This window comes from Pedobacter sp. TM02 (assembly GCF_059705275.1).
This window is the reverse complement of the sequence record NZ_AP046530.1, coordinates 644,903-669,169: the sequence shown is the minus strand read 5'-3', so window position 1 is coordinate 669,169 and position 24,267 is coordinate 644,903. Positions and strand designations below refer to the sequence as shown.

The window sequence follows — 24,267 nt, the reverse complement described above, 5'->3', positions numbered from 1 at the left end:
TATTGAGAAAGTACATCACACCCCCTTGATGTATTAATGTATAGGCACAATCGTTTGCACTAACCAAACAAAAACAGAAAATTAGAACAATCAATTAACACAAACATGTATAACAGTATGAAAAAAATCTTTACAAAATTTTCTGTTTTAACTTTTCTCTGTTTGCTTTTTTTATTAGACGTAGCTTATGCCCAAAACGTTACAGTTAAGGGCGAAGTTAGAGATGACCAAGGGTTACCTATACCGGCGGCGAGCGTTGTAGTAAAAGGCACAACAAACGGGGTTCAAACAGATGCTAACGGAGCCTATTTTATTAGTGCGCCGAGCAATGCTACTTTGGTATTTTCCTATATAGGTTTTAATACCCAAGAAGTAGCCATTAGCAATAGAACTAGAATTAACGTTACCTTGACTACGGCTACCAACGATTTGCAACAGGTAGTGGTGGTAGGTTACGGCACACAAAGAAAAATAGATGTGACCGGATCGGTTGGCACAGTAAAAGGCACCGACATCTCAAAGCAGGCTTCTCCAAACGCGGTAAGTTCGCTTCAGGGTAAAGTTGCGGGTGTAAACATCACCAACTCTGGTACGCCAGGTGCTTCGCCACAAATTTCTATCCGTGGTACCGGAACCATTTATGGTAACTTGGGCGTGCTTTATGTAGTTGATGGCGTTTGGTTTGACGATATCAGTTTCCTCAACCCTGCCGATATTGAAAGCATGAGTATCTTAAAAGATGCATCTTCACAATCCATCTACGGTATCCGTGCAGCCAACGGCGTAGTTTTAGTAACTACCAACAAAGGCAAAAACGGCAGCCCGACCATTTCCTACAATGGTTCTGTGGGCTATAGGGCCGTAACCAACCAGGTTGAAATGGCCAACGCCACAGAATATGCTACCATTATCAACGAACTGTCTGCATCAAATGGGGCTACGCCACTTTTTGCCAACCCAGCCAGCTTCGGCACCGGAACCAACTGGTATAATCAGGCTTTTAGGAATGCTTTTCAAACCAATCACCAAATTTCGGTAAACGGTGGTTCAGAAAAATCGAGCTATAACTTCTCTTTAGGCTATACCAATGAAGACGGTATTGTTAAAACCCAAGGCTACAAACGTTATACCGCACGTTTGGCTAATGATTTCCAAGTTGCGAAATTCTTAAAAATAGGCTATAACGTATCTGGAACATCGATCAACACCAATGATATCAATGGAGGTATTTTCCGTCAGCTCTACGCTGCGGGGCCTGTTGTTCCGGTATATTATGCTGATGGAACTTATGGCGATGCCAACGATTTCAGTTTGGGTGGAGGCAATAACTTCAACCCTCAGGTTACCTTGGATTTCTTTAACCAGAAATCTAAAAACTACCGCCTCAACGGAAATGTATTTGCCGAGTTGACCTTTGCTAAAAACTTTACGTTCAAAACCAGTCTTGGTGGCGATTTTGGCCAAAACGAGATGAGAGGCTACACGCCTGTTTACAAAGCCACGCAAGGCCAGCAAAACAATGTGAGTAAACTTGCCGTTAACCGCAGCGAAGACAGAAACTGGATCATTGAAAATACACTGACCTATAAAAATACCTTCGGCGACCACAACTTGACCGTGCTTGCTGGTCAAACCGCGCAAAGAAGGAAGAACTATTTCATCAATTCTACTGCGCTTAATGTTCCTTATTCTAGCGATGGCGATTTATACCTGTCGTTAGGCAGCGCCGCTGATCGCTCGGTAATTGATGGAGGTAATCTAACCACCTACGTTTCATATTTTGGCAGAGTTAACTATGCATTTAAAGACCGTTACCTGTTAAATGCTACCTTACGTGCCGATGCGGCTTCGCAGTTCTTTAATGGTGGCGATCTTTGGGGCTACTTCCCTTCTGTAGGTGCAGGCTGGGTTGTAACCAACGAAGAGTTCATGAAAAACCAAAATGTATTTAACAACTTAAAGATTAAAGCATCTTGGGGTAAAGTAGGTAATGCTGGCGTACCGGTTAACCCAACAACCCTAACCGTTGACCAACGAGCTGGCTATGTAGTGGTTCTAGGCGGCGTGGTTTATACGGGTGCCAACGTCAACTCTTTGGTTCCTTCGTTCTTGAATTGGGAGCGCACTGCTGGAACCGATATTGGTTTTGAAGCCTCTTTCTTAAACAATCGTTTAAGCGTTGAAGCCGGCTATTACAACAAAAAAACAGAACAAGCTATCTTCAACATCCCAATCTTAAGCTCTGTGGGTACAGTTGGCAGCGAGATGCTGGGCAACCAAGCCGATTTCCGTAACCGTGGCTTTGAATTCTTGGCTACTTGGACCGATAAAACAGAAAGCGGCTTCAAGTACTCGGTTAGCGGCAATATTGGCATCAACAACAACAAAGTACTTTCTGTAATCACGGGTTCGAACCCTATCTATAGTGGCGGACAAGGCATTGCGAATGGTGCTTTAGCGACCAGAACCGTACAAGGTGGCGCTATCGGCCAGTTTTTCGGCTACAAGGTTGATGGTATTTTCCAAACCGCCGCAGAAGTTGCCGCATCGGCTCAGAAAAGTGCCAAGCCAGGCGATTTTAGATACGTTGACCAAGATGGAAATGGCATCATCGATGGTAAAGACCGCGTTGTATTGGGCAATCCAAACCCTAAATACAGCTTTGGTTTAAACACCACTTTCGAATACAAAAACTTCGATTTGGCGCTTGACATCCAAGGTGTAGCCGGCGTAGATGTTTACAATGCCAATATCGCTTATCGTTTTGGTAACGAGAATTTCAGCAAAGACTTTTACGACAACAGATGGCATGGTCCGGGTACTTCAACTACCTATCCTTCGGCCAATGTGGGTTCTACGGCTAATTCGGCACCAAACTCGTTTTATGTTGAAGATGGCTCTTATATCCGCTTAAGAACCGTTCAATTGGGTTATACCTTGCCGTCTACCCTAACCAGCAAATGGATGACCAAAAAAGTAAGGTTCTTCCTAGATGCCCAAAACGCTATCAACATCTTTGGCTATAAAGGCTTTACACCAGAAATTGGCTACGTAGGCTCCCCTACTTCTAGAGGCATCGATGCAAGTGTATATCCTTTATCGGCCGCTTACAGGTTAGGTCTTCAAGTTACTTTCTAATATCAACAGCAATGAAAACAAATTATAAAAAATCATACATACAAAAAATCGGTTTGCTTGCCTTGGGCTCAAGCCTTTTGATAACTGCCTGTCAAAAAAGTTTCTTGGATGTACCGCCTCAGGCCAAGCAGCCTGCGGTTACTTTCTGGAAAACGCAAGATGACGCTACCAAAGCTGTCAACTCCATCTATGGCAACATCAGAAACTGGGCCAATACGGCTTTTCCGGCGTTGGCGGTAGAGAGTATTGGTGGCGATGATGCCGAAAAAGGCAGTTCTCCTAACGATGCTAGCTATTTGAATGCATTCGACAATTACACGGTAACTTCAACCGAAGGGCAGTTGCAGGGTTTCTGGGAAGGCCAGTACCAAAATATCAATCTTTGCAACCAGGTATTGGACAATGTACCGGGCATCAACATGGACGCCAATTTAAAGGCGAGATACTTGGCAGAGGCCAAATTCATCAGGGCTTATTCTTATTTCAGACTGGTTCGTGCCTTTGGCGATGTACCATTGCGTTTGAACGTACCAAAAGATCCTTCTGAATTTAACATCCCAAGAACGCCAAAGGCTCAGGTTTGGGCCGCCATTGAAAAAGACCTGGATGATGCGGCAGCCGTATTGCCACAAACTTATCCAGCAGCAGATCGCGGTAGAGCGACCAAAGGCGCAGCCTTGGCATTGCATGCAAAAGTTGCCATGTATTTAGGCAAATGGGATCAGGTACTTTCTTTTACCAACACCGTAATGACAATGGGCTATGATCTTTTCCCTAGTTATGAAGCGGGCTTCCGTTTGGCCAACGAAAACAGTGTAGAATCGGTTTTCGAAATCCAATGCGACCTTATTTTGAACAATAAAGACGCTTCCAACTCTCAATATAGCCAAGTACAAGGCGTAAGGGGCACAGTTGCAGGCTGGGGCTTTAACGTACCAACAGCTACTTTGGCCGCCGCCTACGAGGCAGGCGACGTGAGAAGGGATGCCACCATCATTTTCAGGGGCGAAACTACGCCGCAAGGCGATGCAATTCCTGCAACCGGCGATAATCCCATGTACAATCAAAAATCATATGTTCCATTTAGCTTAATCGTAACCGGCTATACCGAAGGCAGCCAACAAAACGTAAGGGTATTGCGTTTCGCCGATGTATTGCTCATGAATGCCGAAGCAGCTAACGAGCTGAATAACCCTACCTTGGCCAAATCATCGCTAAATAGGGTAAGAGCACGTGCCAGGGGCGGTGTAGCTGGCGTATTGCCTGATGTAACCACCAGCGACAAAGATGCTTTGCGCCAAGCCATCTGGAAAGAAAGGCAAGTAGAGCTGGCCATGGAATCAGACCGTTATTTCGATGTGATCCGCCAGGGCCGTGGTACCGCTGTATTTGGTCCTAAAGGTTGGACAGCCGGCAAAAACGAAGTTTGGCCAATTCCTTCGGTTGAAATCGACAAAAGTGCGGGTACTTTAACCCAAAACCCAGGTTATTAATCGCTTAAATTTAAATAAGAATGAAAACAAGATATTTTTTATTGATGGCAGCAGCAACCCTAGGGTTATCTTCTTGCCAAAAAGACTTTGATCCGGCCAGCTATGCTCCGCCTTTGAATATTGGAGGCTATACCAGTGCCAGTCAAATTGCACCGAGCAATTTAGCTGCCTATTGGGCTTTTGATGGAAGTTTGGTCGACAGTGTTTCCAATACTGCAGGTGCCAATACAGGAACATCATTTGCTGGGGGCGTAAAAAAACAATCGCTACAAGGTGCGGCCAATAGTTATGTATTAACAACACCTTCTGCAAAAGTTACCGGCTTACAAAGTTTTACCTTGACAGAATGGATCAACACTCCTCCTCCATCAAATGGCATCATCGGTCTATTCAGTTTGTCAAACACTACCCAATTCTGGGGCAACCTGGAAGTGTTCATCGAAAATGGTAGTACTAACGACAATGGAAAATTGAGGATCCATATTAATCAGGGCGGCGACAGGACATATGCGGCTGATAATGTGCTTAATTTATTCGGCAAATGGGTTGGATTAGCTATTTCTTACGACGCAACCACTAACATGGTTAAGGTATATGTAAATGGATCAAGAGTAAGTGCTGGCACCGTAAATGGTCTTACTGGACCTTTGGCTTGGACCAACAGTGGCAAAGTAGTATTTGGCACGGTTCAATTCCAAACTACGCCTAGTCAAACCAGTGCCACCGGCAAACAAGATTGGGCCAGCTTCCTAACTGGCAATGTTGATGAAATCAGGCTTTATAACAAAGCACTTTCTGATGCCGAAATCGGCTCTTTGGCCAAACTAGAAGGAAGAGGTAAATAATACTCCTCATTTTAGACAATTATTAAAGGGGATTGTCTCAGCAATCCCCTTTTTAAATCCATATCCATGAATAAGCTTTATTTTTACTTTCTGATCCTTTCTGTTCTCTTTGTCTCCTGCAAAAAGGGAAGCACCCCGGCCCCAGTTGATCCGCCTGTTGCTCCCGCTACCTATTCCTTTTCCGATTTAAAGGTAAATGACACCTTCAATGGCTTTACCTACTATGGCTTAAACAATGCCCCTATAGTTAAAATTACTTTCTCAAGCCCAATCAACGGAAGCTCTGTTGCTGGCAATGTTACACTTACAGACGGTGCCGGCAATGGTGCCAGTTTTGTATCTTCTTTAGAAAACAACGATAATACGGTTGTGATTACGCCCGCTGCGCTTCAACCCATTACAAAATATACCCTAACCGTTAACACTGGATTGCTGTCAAAAACCGGCAACAAACTGCAAAGCGGCATCAGCGTAACACTGGTTACTGCCGTTGACAATACCGATAAATTTCCAAGAATTACAGACGACGAGCTCCTTACCCTGGTTCAAAAGCAAACCTTCAAGTATTTTTGGGATTTTGGGCATCCTACCAGCGGACTGGCACGCGAGAGAAACACCGCTGGGAACACAGTAACATCCGGAGGCTCGGGTTTCGGCATCATGGCCTTGGTAACGGGCGTAAGCAGAAACTTTGTGAGCCGCGCCGAGGGCTTGGCCAGGATGCAAAAAATCGTGGCCTTTCTTAAAACTGCCGACCGCTTTCATGGAGCTTACCCGCACTGGCTCGACGGCAATACGGGTAAGGTTATCCCGTTCAGCACCAAAGACAACGGTGGAGACTTGGTAGAAACATCATTCCTAATGGCCGGCCTCATTACCGCCCGTCAGTACTTTAATGGTGCAGACGCGGCCGAAACCGCACTAAGGGCCGACATCAATAGCATTTACAACGGCGTTGAATGGAACTGGTACAGAAAAGACAACGGCAACGTACTCTACTGGCATTGGAGTCCAAATTATAACTGGGACATGAACCTGCCGATAAAAGGCTGGAACGAATCGCTCATCACTTATGTCATGGCCGCTTCCTCTCCTACCTTCAGCATTCCCAAATCAGTTTACGACCAAGGCTGGGCTCAAAACGGAGCCATGAAAAACGGCAACACCTATTACGGCGTGCAGTTGCCTTTAGGTTCGGCCAATGGCGGTCCGCTTTTCTTTGAGCATTACTCCTTTTTGGGCATCAATCCGATGGGCCTGAGCGATGCTTATGCCAATTACGAAATACAGACCAAGGCACATACCCTCATCAACTACAATTATTGTAAAGCCAATCCGTTGGCCTATTACGGCTATAGCGAAAACTGCTGGGGACTTACCGCCAGCGACATTCCGAACGGCTATACCGCGAGTTCGCCAAGCAACGACGTTGGAGTGATTGCGCCTACCGCCGCATTGGCGTCGTTCCCTTACACGCCAACAGAATCCATGCAGGCATTAAAGTATTTCTACTACAAATTGGGCAACAAGCTATGGGGCGATTACGGCTTTTATGATTCCTTTTCGCTACATCAACAATGGTTCGCTAACTCTACGTTGGCTATTGATCAGGGCCCAATCATCGTGATGATCGAAAATTACAGGACCAAGCTGATATGGAACCTTTTTATGAGCGCTCCCGAAGTTAAAACCGGAATGAGGAACCTGGGCTTTACAGGTCCTAATCTATAAACACATCCATGAAACTGAAATACTTAATCATACCTATTGCATTTGCGACCTTAGGCATCAATCATGCAGGCGCACAGACTTTTGAACAAATTACAAAGGCGCCTAAGATCAAAAAAAACCTCTCCGACGACAAATTATTAGACGTTGTTCAAAAACAGACCTTCGAATATTTTTGGGATGGCGCCGAACCTACCTCTGGCGCGGCCAGGGAACGCTACCATGCCGACAACATCTACCCCGAAAACGATAAAAGCACCGTAGCCACCGGAGCGACAGGCTTTGGCCTGATGGCCATTTTAAGCGGCATCGACAGAAAATACGTAACCCGTGAGGAAGGTTTGAAAAGATTGAACCAAATCCTAGATTTTTTGGGCAAGTCGGATCGTTTTCATGGCGCCTGGCCACACTGGTTTCATGGGGAAACTGGCAAGGTACGTCCCTTTGGCAGGAAAGACAATGGCGGCGACTTGGTAGAAAGTTCGTTTGTAGCACAGGCCCTGATCTGCATCAAAGAATATTACAAAAACGGAACGCCCGCCGAAAAAGAAGTTTCGGAAAAAGCTGATGAGCTTTGGAAAGGCATTGATTTCGATTGGTACCGCAATGGCCAAAACGTATTGTATTGGCACTGGTCGCCCGAGTACAAATGGCAGATGAATTTTCCTGTTAAAGGCTATAATGAATGTTTGATCATGTACGTATTGGCGGCTTCATCGCCAACACACGGTGTACCGGCAGCGGTTTACCACGAAGGCTGGGCTAGAAACGGTGAACTGAAAACCAGCTTCGAAGTATACGGACATCCTTTTACCTTATCCTACCAAACCCCAAAAAATACTGTTGGGCCTTTGTTTTGGGCACATTATTCTTACTTGGGCTTAAATCCGAAAGGCTTAAAAGACCGTTACGCTAACTATTGGGAGAATAACGTAAACCAAACTTTGGCCATCCACGATTATTGCGTGGCCAATCCAAAAGGCTTTAAAGGCTATGGGCCCAACAACTGGGGCTTAACCGCCAGCTATTCGGTTAAAGGTTATGCCGCACACAGCATCCAAGAGGATTTTGGCGTCATCTCCCCTACGGCAGCCATTTCATCCCTGCCTTACACCCCAAAAGAATCGATGAAGGTCATCAGGCATCTGTACGAAAACCTGGGTGACAAGGTTTGGGGCAAATACGGCTTTTACGATGCCTTTTCAGAAACCGACAACTGGTATCCGAAAAGATATTTGGGCATAGACCAGGGGCCAATGGTGGTGATGATCGAAAACCACCGTTCGGGTCTGCTTTGGAAATTGTTCATGCAAAACGAAGATGTACAAAAAGGATTAATCAAACTAGGCTTTGAAAGCCCTGCAATCAAAAAATAGAATGAAGAAAGTCTTAGGCCTATTGTTTGTTCTTTTCAGTGTATCGACGGGCTTTGCACAGCAACAGACCTACTGTAACCCTATTAACCTCGATTATGGCTATACGCCTTTTCCGAGCTTTGTAGAATGGGGCAAGCATCGCGCCACCGCCGATCCTGTTATTGTAAACTACAAAGGCGACTACTACCTGTTCAGCACTAACCAATGGGGTTATTGGCACAGCAGCGATATGCTCAACTGGAAGTTTAACGAAAGAAAATTTTTACGCCCCTGGAACAAGACCCTTGATGAGCTTTGCGCGCCAGGCGTGGGCGTGGTTGGCGATACCATGGTGGTTTTTGGCAGTACCTATACCAAAAACTTTACCCTTTGGGGAAGCACCGACCCCAAAAACAACAAATGGTTTCCACTAGTCGATTCGTTAGAAATTGGGGGCTGGGACCCGGCCTTTTTCACCGACGACGATGGCCGTTTTTACATGTACAACGGCAGCAGCAATACCTTTCCGGTATATGGTGTAGAGCTCGACCGCAAAACCTTCAAACCCATAGGCACACGTACGCCCATGTACTTGTTGCAAGATTGGCGCTTTGGCTGGCAGCGCTTTGGCGAGCACATGGACAATACTTTTCTCGACCCTTTTATTGAGGGTGCCTGGATGACCAAACACAACGGCAAATACTATTTCCAATACGGCGCGCCTGGAACCGAGTTTAGCGGTTATGCCGACGGCGTGGTAGTAGGCAACAAACCACTTTTTGATGGCGCCCAAACCACGCCGCAATCCGACCCCCTGAGCTTTAAGCCAGGCGGCTTTTCGAGAGGTGCTGGCCATGGCGCCACTTTTCAGGATAACCAGCAAAACTATTGGCATGTTTCTACTTCAATCATCTGCGTAAAAAATACTTGGGAAAGGCGCATTGGTATTTGGCCAAGTGGTTTTGACAAAGACGATGTGATGTGGTGCAATACCGCCTTTGGCGATTATCCGCTTTACCTGCCCGCCGCCAGAAAACCTGATGGCCCCGCTGGTCCGGGTTGGATGCTCGTCAACTATAAAAAACCAGTAACCGTTTCGTCTACCTTGGCAGGCTTTAATGCCAACAACGCCGTTGACGAAAACATCAAAACCTATTGGAGCGCCAAAACGGCCAACAACGGCGAATGGATCCAGACAGATTTGGGCAACGTTTCAACCGTTAATGCCATCCAAATCAATTATGCCGATCAAGACGCCGAGTTTATGGGCAAGCAGACCAATATTTACCACCAGTACAAATTGCTGTATTCGCTCGATGGCAAAAAATGGAGCACTTTGTCCGACAAGAGCCAGAACAAAACCGATGTACCCCATGATTACATCGAACTCAGCAAACCCGTACAAGCCCGTTTCATCAAAATGGTGAACATCCATATGCCAACCGGCAAATTTGCCATTAGCGGATTGAGGGTATTTGGCAACGGCAATGGCGAAAAACCCGAAGCGGTTAAAAACCTGATTGTTTTGCGTACCGAAAAAGACAAACGCAGCGCCTACATCAAATGGCAACCGGTAGATAATGCATTTGCTTACAACCTTTACTACGGCACCGCGCCCGACAAGCTGTACAACTGCATCATGATCCACGATTTTAACGAATACTGGTTCAAGGCTATGGACAGCCAGAAAACCTACTATTTCACGATAGAAGCCATAAACGAAAACGGTGTTTCAGCCAAAACACCCATTAAAAAAGTTGAATAACATGAATACACACATAATGAAAAAAACACCTTTCCTATTTACTTTATTGGCCCTTTTTGCATTGGGCAGCTCGGCACAGGTCAAAAAAACAACCAATCCGCAGCAAGCAAAAATGGATTCCTTCATCAAAAACCTGATGACCAAAATGACGATCGACGAAAAGATTGGTCAGCTTAACCTCGTTACCGGTGGCGAGGCCACTACTGGCTCGGCCGTAAGCACCGATGTAGAATCGAAGATAGCCAAGGGAAACGTAGGAGGAATTTTTAGCTTAACTACCCCACAAAAAATCAGGAAAGCCCAAGAAATAGCGATGAAAAGCCGTTTGAAAATCCCTTTGATTTTCGGGCAGGACGTCATACACGGTTATAAAACCACCTTCCCTATCCCTTTGGCCTTGGCGGCCAGCTGGGATATGCCACTGATCCAAAAAACAGCCCGCATAGCGGCTACCGAAGCAAGTGCCGACGGCCTGAACTGGACCTTCTCGCCGATGGTTGATATCGCTCGTGATGCACGCTGGGGCAGGATTGCCGAAGGCAGCGGCGAAGATACCTTTTTAGGTTCCGAAATTGCCAAGGTAATGGTTAAGGGTTACCAAGGCGACGACCTAACCAAGGTAAACACCATCATGGCCTGCGTTAAACACTTTGCCTTGTACGGCGCCGCAGAGGGTGGCAGAGACTACAATACCACCGACATGAGCCTAGACCGCATGTACAATGATTACCTGCCGCCCTACAAAGCCGCTTTAGATGCCGGCGCGGGTAGCATCATGGTTTCGTTCAACGATATCAATGGCGTACCAGCCACTGCCAACAAATGGTTGCTTACCGATCTTTTACGCAAGCAATGGGCCTTTAAAGGCTTTGTAGTATCAGACTATACCGGCGTAAGCGAACTCATCGACCATGGTTTGGGCGACTTGAAGACCGTTTCGGCATTATCCCTAAAAGCAGGCAACGATATGGACATGGTGAGCGAAGGCTTCTTAACCACGCTTAAAAAATCGCTCCAGGACGGCAGAGTAACACAAGCCGAAATCGACAGGGCTTGCCGCTTGATTTTAGAAGCCAAATACAAACTGGGCTTATTCGACGATCCGTTTAAATACTGCAGCGAAGAAAGAGCCAAAAACGAAATCCTTACTCCGGCCAACATCCAGTTTGCCAGAGAAACCGCTGCCAAGACCTTTGTCTTGCTCAAAAACCAGAACCAGGTATTGCCACTTAAAAAATCGGGCACCATTGCCTTGGTGGGGCCTTTGGCCAATAGCAAAGCCAACATGCCCGGTACCTGGAGTGTAAATGCCGATATGGCCATCGTTCCTTCCCTGTTGGAAGGCATTAAAAACGTGGCCGGCAGCGAGGTAAAGATTTTGCATAGCCTAGGCGCTAACCTCACCGCCGATGCGACTTTGCAGGCCCATTCGACCATGTTTGGCAGAGAAATTCCTAGAGACAACCGCAGCGAAGAAGAACTGATTAAGGAAGCTGTTGAAAACGCAAAAAAAGCCGATGTTGTCGTAGCGGCTTTAGGCGAATCATCGGAAATGAGTGGCGAAAGCTCTAGTCGCACCGATTTGGGCATTCCAGCTGTACAACAAAGATTATTGAAAGCTTTGGTTAAAACTGGAAAACCGGTAGTTTTGGTGCTCTTTGCCGGTAGGCCAATGACCCTGGTATGGGAAAATGAGAACGTACCGGCCATCTTAAACGTTTGGTTTGGAGGTATTCAGGCAGGAAATGGCATTGCCGATGTATTGTTTGGCAATGTAAACCCATCGGGCAAGCTCCCTGTAACCTTTCCGCAAAACGTAGGTCAGTTGCCATTGTACTATGCCCACAAAAATACTGGACGTCCGTTAGAAGATGGCAAGTGGTTCCAAAAATTCCGTTCTAACTATTTAGACGTCAGCAACGATCCACTCTATCCTTTCGGTTTTGGCTTAAGCTACACCACTTTTGCCTATGGCGATTTGAAATTGAACACCAACACCCTCAAACCTAGCCAAAAAATAACCGCCAGCATTACCGTGAGCAATACCGGCAAATATGCAGGCGAAGAAGTAGTACAACTTTACATCCGCGATATGGTAGGCAGCAGCACCAGACCCGTAAAACTATTGAAAGGTTTCCAAAAAATAAGCCTGCAACCCGGCGAAAGCAAAACCGTAAGCTTTAACATCGACGAAGAAGCCTTGAAGTTTTACAATAGTGAGCTGAAGTATGTTGCCGAAGCCGGCGATTTCAAGGCATTTATTGGACCAAATGTAAGAGACGTGAAAACAGCAGATTTCAAACTGGTAAAATAAATTCCGATGAAAAAACTAATCGCCTTATGGTGTTTTGCTCTAGCACTTGTTCAAGCAAAAGCGCAAGATTTTTCTCAATTCAAGAAGGAAATCCTGGTTCAGGGGGCAGATACTTTAAAATACAGGATTTTATATCCCGAGCATTTTGACCCTGCAAAGAAATACCCAATCGTATTCTTTTTGCACGGACGTGGCGAAAGCGGCAACGACAATGAAAAACAACTAACCCATGGTGCCAAGATGTTTTTAGCTGATGATTTCAGGAAAAAATTCGAAGCGGTGGTTATTTTTCCGCAGTGCGCCGAGGAAAGCTATTGGGCCAATGTAGAGATCGAAGCCGTTAACACCAAACGTTTTTTCACTTTTGTGAAAGGCGGGGAGCCTACCCAATCAATGTCGCTTTTGCTGCAGCTAACCGATAAAATGGTTAAACAACCCTTTGCCGACAAAAACAAAATCTATGTAGGTGGCCTATCGATGGGAGGCATGGGTACTTTTGAGGTCTTGAGGCGCAGACCTTCAACCTTTGCAGCGGCCTTTGCCATTTGTGGTGGCGATAACGTGGCCAACGCAAAGAAATACCAACATGTACCGCTTTGGATTTTTCATGGTGGCTTGGACGATGTAGTTTCGCCACAGTTTTCTTACGGCGTTTACCTAGAGCTTAAAAAGCTGGGGCACGAACCCAAATTTACCATTTACCTCAAGGCCAACCATAACAGCTGGGATAGTGCTTTTGCCGAACCCGAATTGTTACCATGGCTTTTGAGCCAGCATAAATAGCATCACCAAATCGGTTCAGTGCCCGATATGGTACAATTAAAAACAAAAGCCCCGACAATAAATCGGGGCTTTTTTATTCATGAGTTTGCAACTACTCGGCCATGTTATGGTAAACGGCCTGTACGTCGTCATCTTCCTCCAGCTTATCGATCAGCTTCATCACATCGGCAGCCTGCTCTTCAGAAACAGGATGGTGCGAAAGCGCGATACGCTCCAATTTAGAGCTTTTCAGTTCGATGCCTTTTTCTTCCAAAGCTTTCTGCAAAGAACCAAAGCTTTCAAAAGCGCCTTGCGCCACTACAATATCGTTTCCTTCTTCATCGGCCTCCACATACAATTCTTCCAAACCAGCGTCGATCAATTCGAATTCCAGTTCTTCCAAATCCAGACCATCGGTAGGCACAAACCTGAAGATCGATTTACGGCTGAACACAAAATCCAAAGATCCAGTTTTGCCCAGAGAGCCATCGGTTTTATTGAAATAGCTGCGCACATTGGCCACGGTTCTGTTCGTGTTATCGGTAGCCGTTTCGATCAGTACGGCAACGCCATGTGGCGCATAGCCTTCGTAAACAATCTCCTCATAGTTGGCCATCGATTTATCAGAAGCACGCTTAATGGCCGCATCTACCCTGTCTTTGGGCATATTTACCGCCTTGGCATTTTGAATGGCCGTACGCAGGCGCGAGTTGGTTTCTGGGTGCGGACCGCCTTCTTTTACCGCAATGACGATATCTTTGCCAATACGCGTAAACTGAACCGCCATTTTGGCCCAACGCTTAAATTTTCTTTCTTTTCTAAATTCGAATGCTCTTCCCATTTTTTTAGTATTGAGTACGGAGATAAGAGAGGTAAGAAAGGAAAACTTCAGCCTTTAGCCCCTCCACCTATATCTTGATTATTTTTTTAAATTGATTAACATTTCGCTGGTCATTTTGGCCAGGTCAAATTCCGGCTTCCACAACCATTCTTTTTGTGCATAACTGTCGTCTATCGATCTTGGCCAGCTATCGGCAATAGCCTGGCGCGGATCGTTTTCGGTGTAAGACAGCTTAAAATCAGGGATATGCTTACGGATTTCTGCGGCCAATACCTCTGGGGTAAAGCTGATACCCGCGAAATTGTAACTAGACCTGATGCCGATATTTTCGGCTGGTGCATCCATCAATTCGATGGTGCCACGAATGGCATCGTCCATGTACATCATCGGCAATTCGGTAGTGGCCGATAAAAACGACGAATAGCTCCCTTTTTTCAGGGCTTCGTGGAAAATATGAACCGCATAATCGGTAGTACCACCACCAGGTGCAGCTTTCCAACTGATCAATCCCGGATAGCGGATGCTTCTTACATCCAGGTTATATTTTTGATAATAATACTCGCACCAGCGCTCGCCCGCCAATTTGCTGATTCCATAAACCGTGTTCGGATCCATGGTACAATATTGAGGGGTTTGGTCTTTTGGCGAATTCGGTCCGAAAACAGCAATAGAGCTTGGCCAATAAACTTTGGCAGTCTTATACACCAAAGCCAAATCAAGCACATTGAGCAAACCATTCATATTCAGTTCCCATGCCAGTTTTGGGTTTTGCTCGCCTGTGGCCGACAACAAAGCTGCCAGCAAATAAACCTGTTTCGGTTTATATTTTTCGAAAATCTCTTTCAGGATTTCCTTGTCCAAAACGTTTACAAATTCAAACGGCCCGGCATTTTTCAATTCATAATCCGGCCTTCTGATATCGCAGGCTACCACATTGTCGTTTCCATACGCCTTGCGCAAGGCAGTAACCAATTCGGTTCCGATTTGTCCGTTAGAACCTAGGACTAATATTTTTTCGTTCATTTTTAAAATAGGTATGGGTAGCAAAGGTAAAAAATTGCCGCAAACCTTGGCAATTGTTTAAAGTTATGTGCCATAAAAATGTTTATCGGCTTTTAGCACAAAGCAAAACCATTTTTGCCACATGGGCAATGTCCTGATTTTTTAAGGTATTTTGTTTGCTTGTAAATTAATTTTTACAATGCCCATATGGGTTCTAGCGCTGGGTCTAAGTGTATTTAATACAATATATAATCTATAATCATTCTAAATAAAGTCTTGCGTTCGTTGAGTTAACATATAATCAGTAATTTAAATCACAGAAACCTTTAACCAAATACTTATGGACAGAAGAGAAGCCGTAAAAAGTGTTGCCTTCTTAATTGGTGGAGCCCTATCGGCAACTACCTTGGCAACCTTGTTCGACAGCTGCAATGAGCCGGGTAAAGACAGTGCGCACTTGTTCACTGCCGACCAAGAAAAACTTGTTACAGAGCTGGCCGACATCATTATTCCAACCACCCCAAAATCACCGGGCGCCAAAGCCGCCAATGTAGGACCTTTCATTATCATGATGGTGAAAGAATGTTATCCCGACGAAGCGCAAAAAACTTTTGTAAAGGGCCTCGAAGGTTTAGAAGACCGTTCGAAAAAAGAGTTCGGCAAATCTTTCCTTGCCATATCGGTCAAAGAGCGCGAGCAATTGGTAACCAAGCTTCGCGACGAAACAGTAGCTGAGCAGAAAGAAGATGGCGAAAAACAGAAAAAACTGGATGAGCAATCTAAGGCTACAGACAAACAAGGCAATCCAATGACGGTTAAAGAAAAGCCTCCAGGCAAATCTTACTTCTTTGCCATTGCCAGAGACCTGACCATGCTGGGCTTCTTTACATCAGAGGTTGGCGCAACAAAAGCCTATGAATACGTACAAATCCCAGGCCGCTATGATGGTTGCGTAGACCTTAAACCGGGCCAAAGGGTTTGGGCATAAACTTAATCTACCAAAAGTTCTGAACCAATTGAGGCATTGCCCATTGCATAACAGGCAAGCCAAAAGAACTGAAAACCACTGAAAACAAAACAACAAACAAATGAACTTAAATACAAAAGCTACCGCACAAAACACTTACGACGCCATTGTAGTAGGCTCGGGTATTAGCGGAGGTTGGGCAGCAAAAGAGCTAACCGAAAAAGGTTTAAAAGTATTGATGCTCGAAAGGGGCAGAAACATTGAACATATTAAGGATTATACCACGGCCATGAAAAAGCCATGGGAATTTGAACACCGCGGCCGACTAACCGAAGAGCAGAAAAAGACGCATCCGGTACAAAAACGCGACTATCCTTATCAAGAGTATAACGAAAGCTTTTGGGTAAACGATTTGGAGTGCCCTTACACCGAGGTCAAACGCTTCGATTGGTACCGTGGTTTCCATGTAGGGGGCAAATCGCTGATGTGGGGACGACAAAGCTACCGTTTAAGCGACCTGAACTTTGAAGAAAATGCCAAAGACGGACATGGCGTTGATTGGCCGATCCGCTACAAGGATATTGCCCCTTGGTACGATTATGTAGAGAAATTTGCAGGCATCAGTGGCCAGGCCGAAAACTATCCCCACTTTCCCGACGGACATTTTCTGCCTCCGATGCAGATGAACTGCGTAGAAAAATCTGTAAAAGAGCGCATCGAAAAAAAATATAACAAAGCCCGTATCATGACGATTGGTCGTACGGCAAACCTCACCGTAGAGCATGGGGGCCGTGGCAGTTGCCAATACCGCAACTTGTGTAGCCGTGGCTGTCCGTTTGGTGCTTATTTCAGTACCCAATCTTCTACCCTGCCAGCAGCTGTAGCAACCGGAAACCTAACCCTACGCCCTTTTTCTCTGGTCAACGAAATCATTTACGATAAAGAGACCCAAAAAGCGAAAGGCGTGCGTGTAATCGATTCGGAAACCATGGAACATCATGAGTATTTCGCCAAGATTGTTTTCGTAAATGGTTCTACTTTGGGCACCACTTTCTTGCTGCTCAATTCTACTTCTGCCGAACACCCAAATGGTTTGGGCAACGCCAGTGGCGAATTGGGCCATAATTTAATGGATCACCATTTCCGTTGCGGCGCCTCGGGTACCGCCGAAGGTTTCGACGATAAATATACTTACGGCAAGAGAGCAAACGGCATCTATATTCCTCGCTACAGAAACATCGGCAACGATAAACGCGATTACCTCCGTGGCTTCGGCTACCAAGGTGGTGCAGGCCGTTCGGGCTGGCACAAAGACATTGCCGAATTGGCTTTTGGTGGCGATTTCAAAGACTTGATTTCTACACCAGGCATTTGGAGCATGGGCTTGGGCGGTTTCGGCGAATCGCTGCCACGTCACGAAAACCGGGTGTATATCGACAAAACCAAAAAAGACAAATGGGGCCAGCACGTATTGGCTATCGATTGCGAGTTTGGCGACAACGAATACAAAATGCGTCAAGACATGATGAACGATGCCGCCGAAATGCTGGAAGATGCAGGCATTAAGGACGTAAAAACCTACGATAATGGCTCTGTACCGGGCATGGCCATCCACGAAATGGGAACCGCGCGCATGGGCAAAGACCCTAAAACCTCGGTTCTGAACAAATGGAACCAAATGCACGAGGTAAAAAATGTATTTGTCACCGATGGTTCATGCATGCCTTCTATTGCCTGCCAAAATCCATCGCTAACTTTTATGGCCTTAACCGCCAGAGCGGCCGATTACGCAGTAAGCGAATTAAAGAAAGGAAACATTTAATCAATAAAGGTAGAAGGCAAAAAGGTTAAAGGTGTAAGGCTAAACCAGCCCTACGCCTTTGGCCTTAAACCCTACACCCCAAAATACTATGCAAAGCAAGATACGAATGGGCATGATTGGTGGCGGACGCAAAGCCTTTATTGGCGCAGTTCACCGCATGTCGGCCCAATTAGATGGATTGATAGAACTCAGTTGTGCAGCATTAAGCTCCGATCCCAAGGTAGCTTTAGAATCTGGCAGAGATTTAATGTTGCCTGCCAGTAGGATTTACGAAAGCTATCAGCAGATGATTGCCCAAGAAAAGCAGCTGCCCGAAAACGAGCGCATGCATTTTGTAAGCATCGTTACCCCAAACAACCTGCATTTTGAACCCGCTATGCTGGCGCTCGAAAATGGATTTCATGTGGTGATAGACAAACCTATTACCTTAACCCTGGCCGAAGCCAAAGCACTGAAGCAGAAAGCCGATGAAACCGGACTTTTTGTTTGCCTAACCCATACCTACTCAGGTTATCCAATGGTAAAACAAGCCAAAGAGATGATCAAAAATGGCGCGTTGGGCACCATCAGAAAAGTATGCGTAGAATATCCACAAGGCTGGTTAAGCCAACCTGCCACCAGCGACAACAAGCAAGCGGCCTGGCGCGCCGATCCTGCTAAAAGCGGTATCAGTGGCTGCATGGCCGATGTAGGCACACACGCCGCCCACTTGGCCGAGTATATTTCAGGCCTGCAAATCACCAAGATCTGTGCCGACCTCCACATTGTAGTAAATGGTCGCGCGCTCGACGACGATGGCAACGTGCTCCTCAGGTTTAACAATGGCGCCAACGGCACTTTAATGGCTTCGCAAATTGCTGCCGGCGAAGAAAACGCCTTAAAAATTAAAATCTATGGCGAAAAAGGCGGCATGGAATGGCACCAAATGGAGCCCAATAACTTAATCGTGAAATGGCTCGATCAGCCCATGCAGGTTTACCGCACTGGCAATGCCTATGTAAGCGAAATTGCCAAATTCAACACCAGAACCCCATCAGGACACCCTGAAGGCTACCTTGAGGCTTTTGCCAATATCTATAAGAATTTTGCGTTGACTTTAGCAGCCAGGCTGGATGGCAAAACCCCAAGCCCTTTTATGCTTGATTTCCCAGACGTCAACGATGGCGTAAGGGGAATGGCCTTCATAGAAAATGTAGTAGCCTCGAGTAAATCAGACCAAAAATGGTACGATTTTAAAATTTAGAACAAAATGACAACGATACAAGGACCAGCCATATTTTTAGCCCAGTTTATTGGAGACGAAGCACCTTTCAACTCGCTCGATGGCATTTGCCAATGGGCGGCCAGCTTGGGCTTTAAAGGCATCCAAATTCCTACGCTCGACCCACGCTTCATCGATTTAAAACTGGCGGCCGAAAGCAAAACCTATGCCGACGAATTGAAGGCCAAAGTGGCTTCTTACGGCTTGGCCATTACCGAGCTGTCTACGCATTTGCAGGGCCAATTGGTGGCTGTAAATCCAGCCTACGACCAGTTGTTTGATGCCTTCGCCGCACCAGAAGTAAGAAACAATCCGAAAGCCAGAACCGAATGGGCTATACAACAAATGAAATATGCCGCTAAGGCTTCGCAAAACCTGGGCTTAAATGCGCACGCTACCTTTAGCGGCTCCCTGCTTTGGCATACTTTCCACCCTTGGCCGCAACGCCCCGAAGGCTTGGTAGAAGATGGCTTTAAGGAATTGGCCAAGCGCTGGTTGCCTATCCTCAACGAATTTGACCAGTGTGGCGTAGACGTTTGCTACGAAATACATCCGGGCGAAGACCTTTTTGATGGCGAAACCTATGAAATGTTTTTAGACAATGTAAACCAGCACCCAAGGGCCTGCTTGCTGTACGATCCCTCGCATTTTGTATTGCAGCAGTTAGACTATATCCAATACATCGATTTTTACCACGAACGCATTAAGGCATTCCACGTTAAAGATGCCGAATTTAATCCTACAGGCAAACAAGGCACTTTTGGAGGCTATCAAAGCTGGGCCAACCGGGCAGGCCGCTACCGTTCGCCAGGCGATGGCCAGGTCGATTTTAGACGTATTTTTAGCAAATTGGCACAATACGACTTTAAAGGCTGGGCCGTTATGGAATGGGAATGCTGCATCAAGGATTCTGAAACCGGTGCCCGTGAAGGAGCCGAATTCATTAAAAAACAGATCATTCCGGTAACCACCAAGGCATTCGACGATTTTGCGGCCTCGGGTGGCGATACCGGATTTAACCAAAAAATATTAGGCATTTAAATAACAATACCCTACACAAATGAAAAAAACACTCCTATTTTTAAGCGGAATCGCCCTGTTTCTCACAGCTTGCGGCGGTTCAAGTTCAGACGAATCATCAACGGCCAATACCGAAACCCCAGCGCCTGCAGCAGCCAAGCCGGCTATGGATCCAGGCGAATTATTGATCGTTAAATCAGATTGTATCGGTTGCCATCACAAAGAAGATAAACTGATCGGGCCGGCTTACCAGGAAATCGCAGCCAAATACCCAAATACACCAGAAACAGTAACCGCACTGGCCGGAAAAATCATCAAGGGAAGCAAAGGTACTTGGGGCGCTGTTCCGATGACACCGCATCCTAAAATCAGCAACGACGATGCACAGCTGATGGTAAAATACATCTTATCGCTCAAGAAATAATCAAACCTTAAAAAACTAAACTAATGGAAAAGGGAAAACAAGAAGCGGAATCACAGAGTAGACGTAATTTTATTAAGGCTGGAGCCATTGCTACGGCCGCTTTTATGATTGTGCCACGCCACGTTTTGGGCGGCAAGGGCTTTTTGGCACCAAGTGATAGGCTGTTGGTTGCCGGTGTGGGTGTAGGTGGCAAGGGCCAAAGCGACATTGCGGCATTCGCAGCCAGTGGCAAGGCCGATATCGCCTTCCTTTGCGATGTGGATGATCGCCGGGCAGCCAAAAGCGTTAAAGACTTTCCAAAAGCAAAGTACTACCGCGATTGGCGCGAAATGTATGAAAAAGAACATAAAAACTTCGATGCGGTTTCGGTATCAACACCCGACCACAACCACGCCATACAAACCTTGGCCGCCATGCAGTTGGGCAAGCACGTTTATGTGCAAAAACCCCTTACTCACGATATTTACGAAGCACGCGCCTTAACCGAAGCCGCCAAAAAGTATAAAGTAGTAACCCAAATGGGTAACCAAGGTGCCTCAAACGATGGACCGCGTCAAATGAAAGAATGGTACGATGCCGGCCTCATTGGCGACGTACATACCGTTTACGCCTGGACCGACAGACCGGTTTGGCCACAGGGTATTGCCTGGTCTGCCAACAAAGCCGAGGTTCCGAAAGAACTCGACTGGGATTTATGGCTAGGCACCGCTCCCTATAAGGATTATGTAAACAAATTGGTGCCTTTTAACTGGCGTGGCTGGTGGGATTACGGCACCGGTGCCTTAGGCGACATGGGCTGCCACCTGTTAGAAGCACCATTTAGCGTATTGAACCTGAAATACGCTACCGAAGTACAAGCCAGCGTAGGTTCTGTTTACGTAGATGAGTTTCAGCGAGGCTATTTCCCCGAAAGTTGTCCGCCATCGAGCCATGTTACCCTTAAATTTCCAAAAACCAACAAAACCAAAGGCGATGTAACCGTACATTGGATGGATGGTGGTATTCAGCCGGAAAGGCCGGAAGAACTGCAGGCCAACGAAACCTTTGGCGATGGTGGCAACGGCACCTTGTTTATCGGCACCAAAGGCAAAATGATGGCCAGCACCTACAGTGCCAACCCCCGCTTGTTACCTCTATCAAAAAACGCCGATATTAAAGTGCGTCCAAAATTTGCCCGCGTACCTAACCAGGCCAACGGCCACTATGCCCAGTGGGTAGAAGCGGCTATTGCCGGCTACGGCAAAAACGAACTGAGCTCGCCGTTCGAAATTGCCGGCCCGCTAACTGAAGCCTTGCTCATGGCCAACCTGGCCATCCGTGGCGCCGATATCCAAAAGAAAAATGCCGATGGAAAAATCATTTACCCAGGCAGGTATACCAAATTGCTTTGGGATAACGACCAAATGAAGGTGACCAATTTTGACGATGTGAACCAATTCGTAAAAAGAGAATATCGCAAAGGCTGGACTTTGGGCGCTTAATTAATTTCTAAAACGTTAACACTAAAAATATCCTAACAGATGAACAAATACCTATTATCAGCGGCATTGCTACTGGCCATGGGCTACGGCGCCGCTGCGCAAACCGCCAAATTGCCTAAAGGCTTTAAATGGTTATTCGATGGCAAAACTACTACCGGTTGGCATACTTATGGCAAAACTACGGTTGGCCAAGGCTGGAAAGCCGAAGACGGCGTGCTCCACTTTAACCCGAAGGCCAAGAACAACGATGGCGGCGATATTGTAACCGATAAGGAATATTCCAATTTCCATTTGAGCCTCGAGTGGAAGGTAGCCCCGAAATCAAACAGCGGCATTATTTTTTATGTGCATGAAGAATTGCCAAAATATGGCCAAACTTACAGCACAGGCCCAGAAATGCAGGTATTGGATAACGACGGGCATCCAGATGGAAAAATCACCAAGCACCGTGCCGGCGATTTGTACGACTTAGTCAAAAGTTCGTCGGAACCTGTAAAACCGGTTGGCGAATGGAACAAAGCCGAAATCATCAGCAATAAGGGCAAATTAACCTTCAAGCTGAACGGCGTAACCGTAGTGAACACCACGCTTTGGGACGACAACTGGAAATCGCTGATTGCGGGTAGCAAATTTGCCAAATGGGAGGGCTTCGGCACTTTCAAAACCGGTAAAATCGCTTTGCAAGACCATGGCGACGAAGTATGGTACAGAAATATCATGATTAAAGAACTTTAAAAACAGGCCTAAATTGGGAGGTTTGAGGGCAAATCAAACCTCCCAGCACTTGCCTTCCCCCACTACCCTAAACTAACCAAACTAAACCAAATGAATACGACAACGAGATTTAAACTATCTTTCATGATGTTCCTGGAATTTTTTATCTGGGGCGCATGGTTTGTAACGATGGGCACTTACCTCGGTAAAAACCTAATGTCTAACGATGTACAGATTGGCTCTGCCTACAGCACGCAGTCGCTCGGCGCAATTATAGCCCCGTTTATTATAGGTTTGATAGCCGACAAGTTTTTTGCTGCGCAAAAGGTACTGGGCGTATTGCATTTGGTAGGTGGCGTGTTATTATGGCTTGCCGCAAGCTCCTTGAATTTCGATAGTTTCTTCCCGTTCATTTTGGGTTATATGATTGCGTATATGCCAACTCTTGCCTTGGTTAATTCCATCTCCTTCAAGCAGATGAATGACCCGGGAAAAGAATTTCCTGCAATCCGCGTTTTTGGAACCATCGGCTGGATCATTGCCGGTTTGGTTATCGGCTGGCTTAACTGGGAACAAGAAGGCAACCTGATCCTGACCTTCAAAATGGCTTCGATCGCATCGATTATCCTGGGTTTGTTCAGTTTCATACTGCCTAATACACCTCCAGCCAAAAAGAACGAAAAAACCACGTTTGGCGAAATCATCGGACTGGATGCCATCGGCCTTTTGGCCAACAGATCTTACCTGTTATTCTTTTTGGCATCAGTGGCCATTTGCATTCCACTCGCCTTTTATTACAACTTTACCAATCCTTTCCTAAACGAAGTAGGCATGAAATCGGCCGCGGGCGTACAATCGCTGGGGCAGGTATCAGAAACCGTATTTATGATTTTGATGCCGCTATTCTTTGTCAGGCTAGGCGTTAAAAAAATGTTGGCCATCGGTATGATTGCCTGGGTAGCCCGTTATTTGTTCTTCGCCTTTGGCAATGCCGATTCCAACTATTGGATGCTCATTGCGGGCATTGTATTGCATGGCATCTGCTACGATTTCTTTTTCGTTACCGGCCAGATTTATACCGACAAGCTGGCTGGCGAAAAATTCAAAAGCGCAGCCCAGGGATTTATTACCTTGGCTACCTACGGCGTGGGCATGCTGGCCGGCTCGTTTATTTCAGGCATTATCGTAAACAAGTATGTGATTGCCAGTGGCGGCCATCATTGGTATGATATTTGGATTATCCCAGCAGGCATTGCCTTTGTTGTATTTCTGTTGTTTGTTTTGCTATTTAGAGATAAAAACAAAGACATAACCGAAGCCCAAAGTTAAAATCGA

At 46.2% G+C, this 24,267-nt stretch carries 18 protein-coding genes; 16 read left to right on the top strand and 2 right to left on the bottom strand.

Going from position 1 to position 24,267, the window contains the following annotated elements; translation table 11 throughout:
• Positions 1 to 162 precede the first annotated feature (162 nt).
• From AC6H1S_RS02965 to AC6H1S_RS02930, 8 genes are all read left to right on the top strand, one after another.
• Complete coding sequence (locus AC6H1S_RS02965; protein ID WP_497565058.1) at positions 163 to 3,138, top strand: SusC/RagA family TonB-linked outer membrane protein; 2,976 nt, start codon at positions 163 to 165, stop codon at positions 3,136 to 3,138.
• Between the two features lie 11 nt (positions 3,139 to 3,149).
• Positions 3,150 to 4,631 carry a RagB/SusD family nutrient uptake outer membrane protein gene (locus AC6H1S_RS02960; RefSeq protein WP_497565057.1) on the top strand — a complete coding sequence of 494 codons (1,482 nt, stop codon included), beginning with the start codon at positions 3,150 to 3,152 and terminating at the stop codon, positions 4,629 to 4,631.
• A 20-nt stretch (positions 4,632 to 4,651) separates the two neighbouring features.
• Positions 4,652 to 5,476 (top strand): LamG domain-containing protein, encoded by an 825-nt coding sequence (locus tag AC6H1S_RS02955; protein WP_199136874.1) that lies wholly within the window; start codon positions 4,652 to 4,654, stop codon positions 5,474 to 5,476.
• Positions 5,477 to 5,542: 66 nt separating this feature from the next.
• Positions 5,543 to 7,207: a glucoamylase family protein gene (locus AC6H1S_RS02950; protein WP_497565056.1), complete on the top strand. Its 1,665-nt coding sequence runs from the start codon at positions 5,543 to 5,545 to the stop codon at positions 7,205 to 7,207.
• 8 nt (positions 7,208 to 7,215) lie between these two features.
• Positions 7,216 to 8,580: a glucoamylase family protein gene (locus AC6H1S_RS02945; protein WP_199136871.1), complete on the top strand. Its 1,365-nt coding sequence runs from the start codon at positions 7,216 to 7,218 to the stop codon at positions 8,578 to 8,580.
• 1 nt (position 8,581) lies between these two features.
• Complete coding sequence (locus AC6H1S_RS02940) at positions 8,582 to 10,324, top strand: discoidin domain-containing protein (protein ID WP_199136869.1); 1,743 nt, start codon at positions 8,582 to 8,584, stop codon at positions 10,322 to 10,324.
• 1 nt (position 10,325) lies between these two features.
• Positions 10,326 to 12,638 (top strand): beta-glucosidase BglX, encoded by a 2,313-nt coding sequence (gene bglX / locus AC6H1S_RS02935; protein ID WP_497565055.1) that lies wholly within the window; start codon positions 10,326 to 10,328, stop codon positions 12,636 to 12,638.
• A 6-nt stretch (positions 12,639 to 12,644) separates the two neighbouring features.
• A complete protein-coding gene (locus AC6H1S_RS02930; protein WP_497565054.1) occupies positions 12,645 to 13,421 on the top strand; it encodes a carboxylesterase family protein in 777 nt (258 codons plus the stop codon).
• Between the two features lie 91 nt (positions 13,422 to 13,512).
• Here the strand turns inward: AC6H1S_RS02930 and AC6H1S_RS02925 are convergent, their stop codons facing one another.
• The gene (locus tag AC6H1S_RS02925) at positions 13,513 to 14,241 is read right to left on the bottom strand and encodes a YebC/PmpR family DNA-binding transcriptional regulator (RefSeq protein WP_199136864.1); all 729 of its coding nucleotides are present in this window, start codon (positions 14,239 to 14,241) and stop codon (positions 13,513 to 13,515) included.
• A gap of 78 nt (positions 14,242 to 14,319) precedes the next feature.
• Complete coding sequence (locus AC6H1S_RS02920; protein WP_497565053.1) at positions 14,320 to 15,264, bottom strand: NAD-dependent epimerase/dehydratase family protein; 945 nt, start codon at positions 15,262 to 15,264, stop codon at positions 14,320 to 14,322.
• A 319-nt stretch (positions 15,265 to 15,583) separates the two neighbouring features.
• On the opposite strand from AC6H1S_RS02920, the gene AC6H1S_RS02915 reads away from it, so the two are divergent.
• From AC6H1S_RS02915 to AC6H1S_RS02880, 8 genes are all read left to right on the top strand, one after another.
• The gene (locus tag AC6H1S_RS02915; RefSeq protein ID WP_497565052.1) at positions 15,584 to 16,231 is read left to right on the top strand and encodes a gluconate 2-dehydrogenase subunit 3 family protein; all 648 of its coding nucleotides are present in this window, start codon (positions 15,584 to 15,586) and stop codon (positions 16,229 to 16,231) included.
• Positions 16,232 to 16,331: 100 nt separating this feature from the next.
• Positions 16,332 to 18,032: a GMC oxidoreductase gene (locus tag AC6H1S_RS02910; protein ID WP_497565051.1), complete on the top strand. Its 1,701-nt coding sequence runs from the start codon at positions 16,332 to 16,334 to the stop codon at positions 18,030 to 18,032.
• Between the two features lie 88 nt (positions 18,033 to 18,120).
• Entirely contained in the window at positions 18,121 to 19,275 is a 1,155-nt protein-coding gene (locus AC6H1S_RS02905) for a Gfo/Idh/MocA family protein (RefSeq protein WP_199136856.1), read from the top strand.
• Positions 19,276 to 19,281: 6 nt separating this feature from the next.
• Positions 19,282 to 20,334: a sugar phosphate isomerase/epimerase family protein gene (locus tag AC6H1S_RS02900; protein WP_497565050.1), complete on the top strand. Its 1,053-nt coding sequence runs from the start codon at positions 19,282 to 19,284 to the stop codon at positions 20,332 to 20,334.
• 19 nt (positions 20,335 to 20,353) lie between these two features.
• On the top strand, positions 20,354 to 20,737 hold the full coding sequence (locus tag AC6H1S_RS02895) for a c-type cytochrome (RefSeq protein ID WP_199136852.1): 384 nt from the start codon (positions 20,354 to 20,356) through the stop codon (positions 20,735 to 20,737).
• Positions 20,738 to 20,760: 23 nt separating this feature from the next.
• Positions 20,761 to 22,218: a Gfo/Idh/MocA family protein gene (locus tag AC6H1S_RS02890; protein WP_199136850.1), complete on the top strand. Its 1,458-nt coding sequence runs from the start codon at positions 20,761 to 20,763 to the stop codon at positions 22,216 to 22,218.
• 39 nt (positions 22,219 to 22,257) lie between these two features.
• Complete coding sequence (locus AC6H1S_RS02885) at positions 22,258 to 22,953, top strand: 3-keto-disaccharide hydrolase (RefSeq protein WP_199136848.1); 696 nt, start codon at positions 22,258 to 22,260, stop codon at positions 22,951 to 22,953.
• 90 nt (positions 22,954 to 23,043) lie between these two features.
• Positions 23,044 to 24,261, top strand: a complete 1,218-nt coding sequence (locus AC6H1S_RS02880; protein WP_497565049.1) for a nucleoside permease — start codon at positions 23,044 to 23,046, stop codon at positions 24,259 to 24,261.
• Positions 24,262 to 24,267 lie beyond the last annotated feature (6 nt).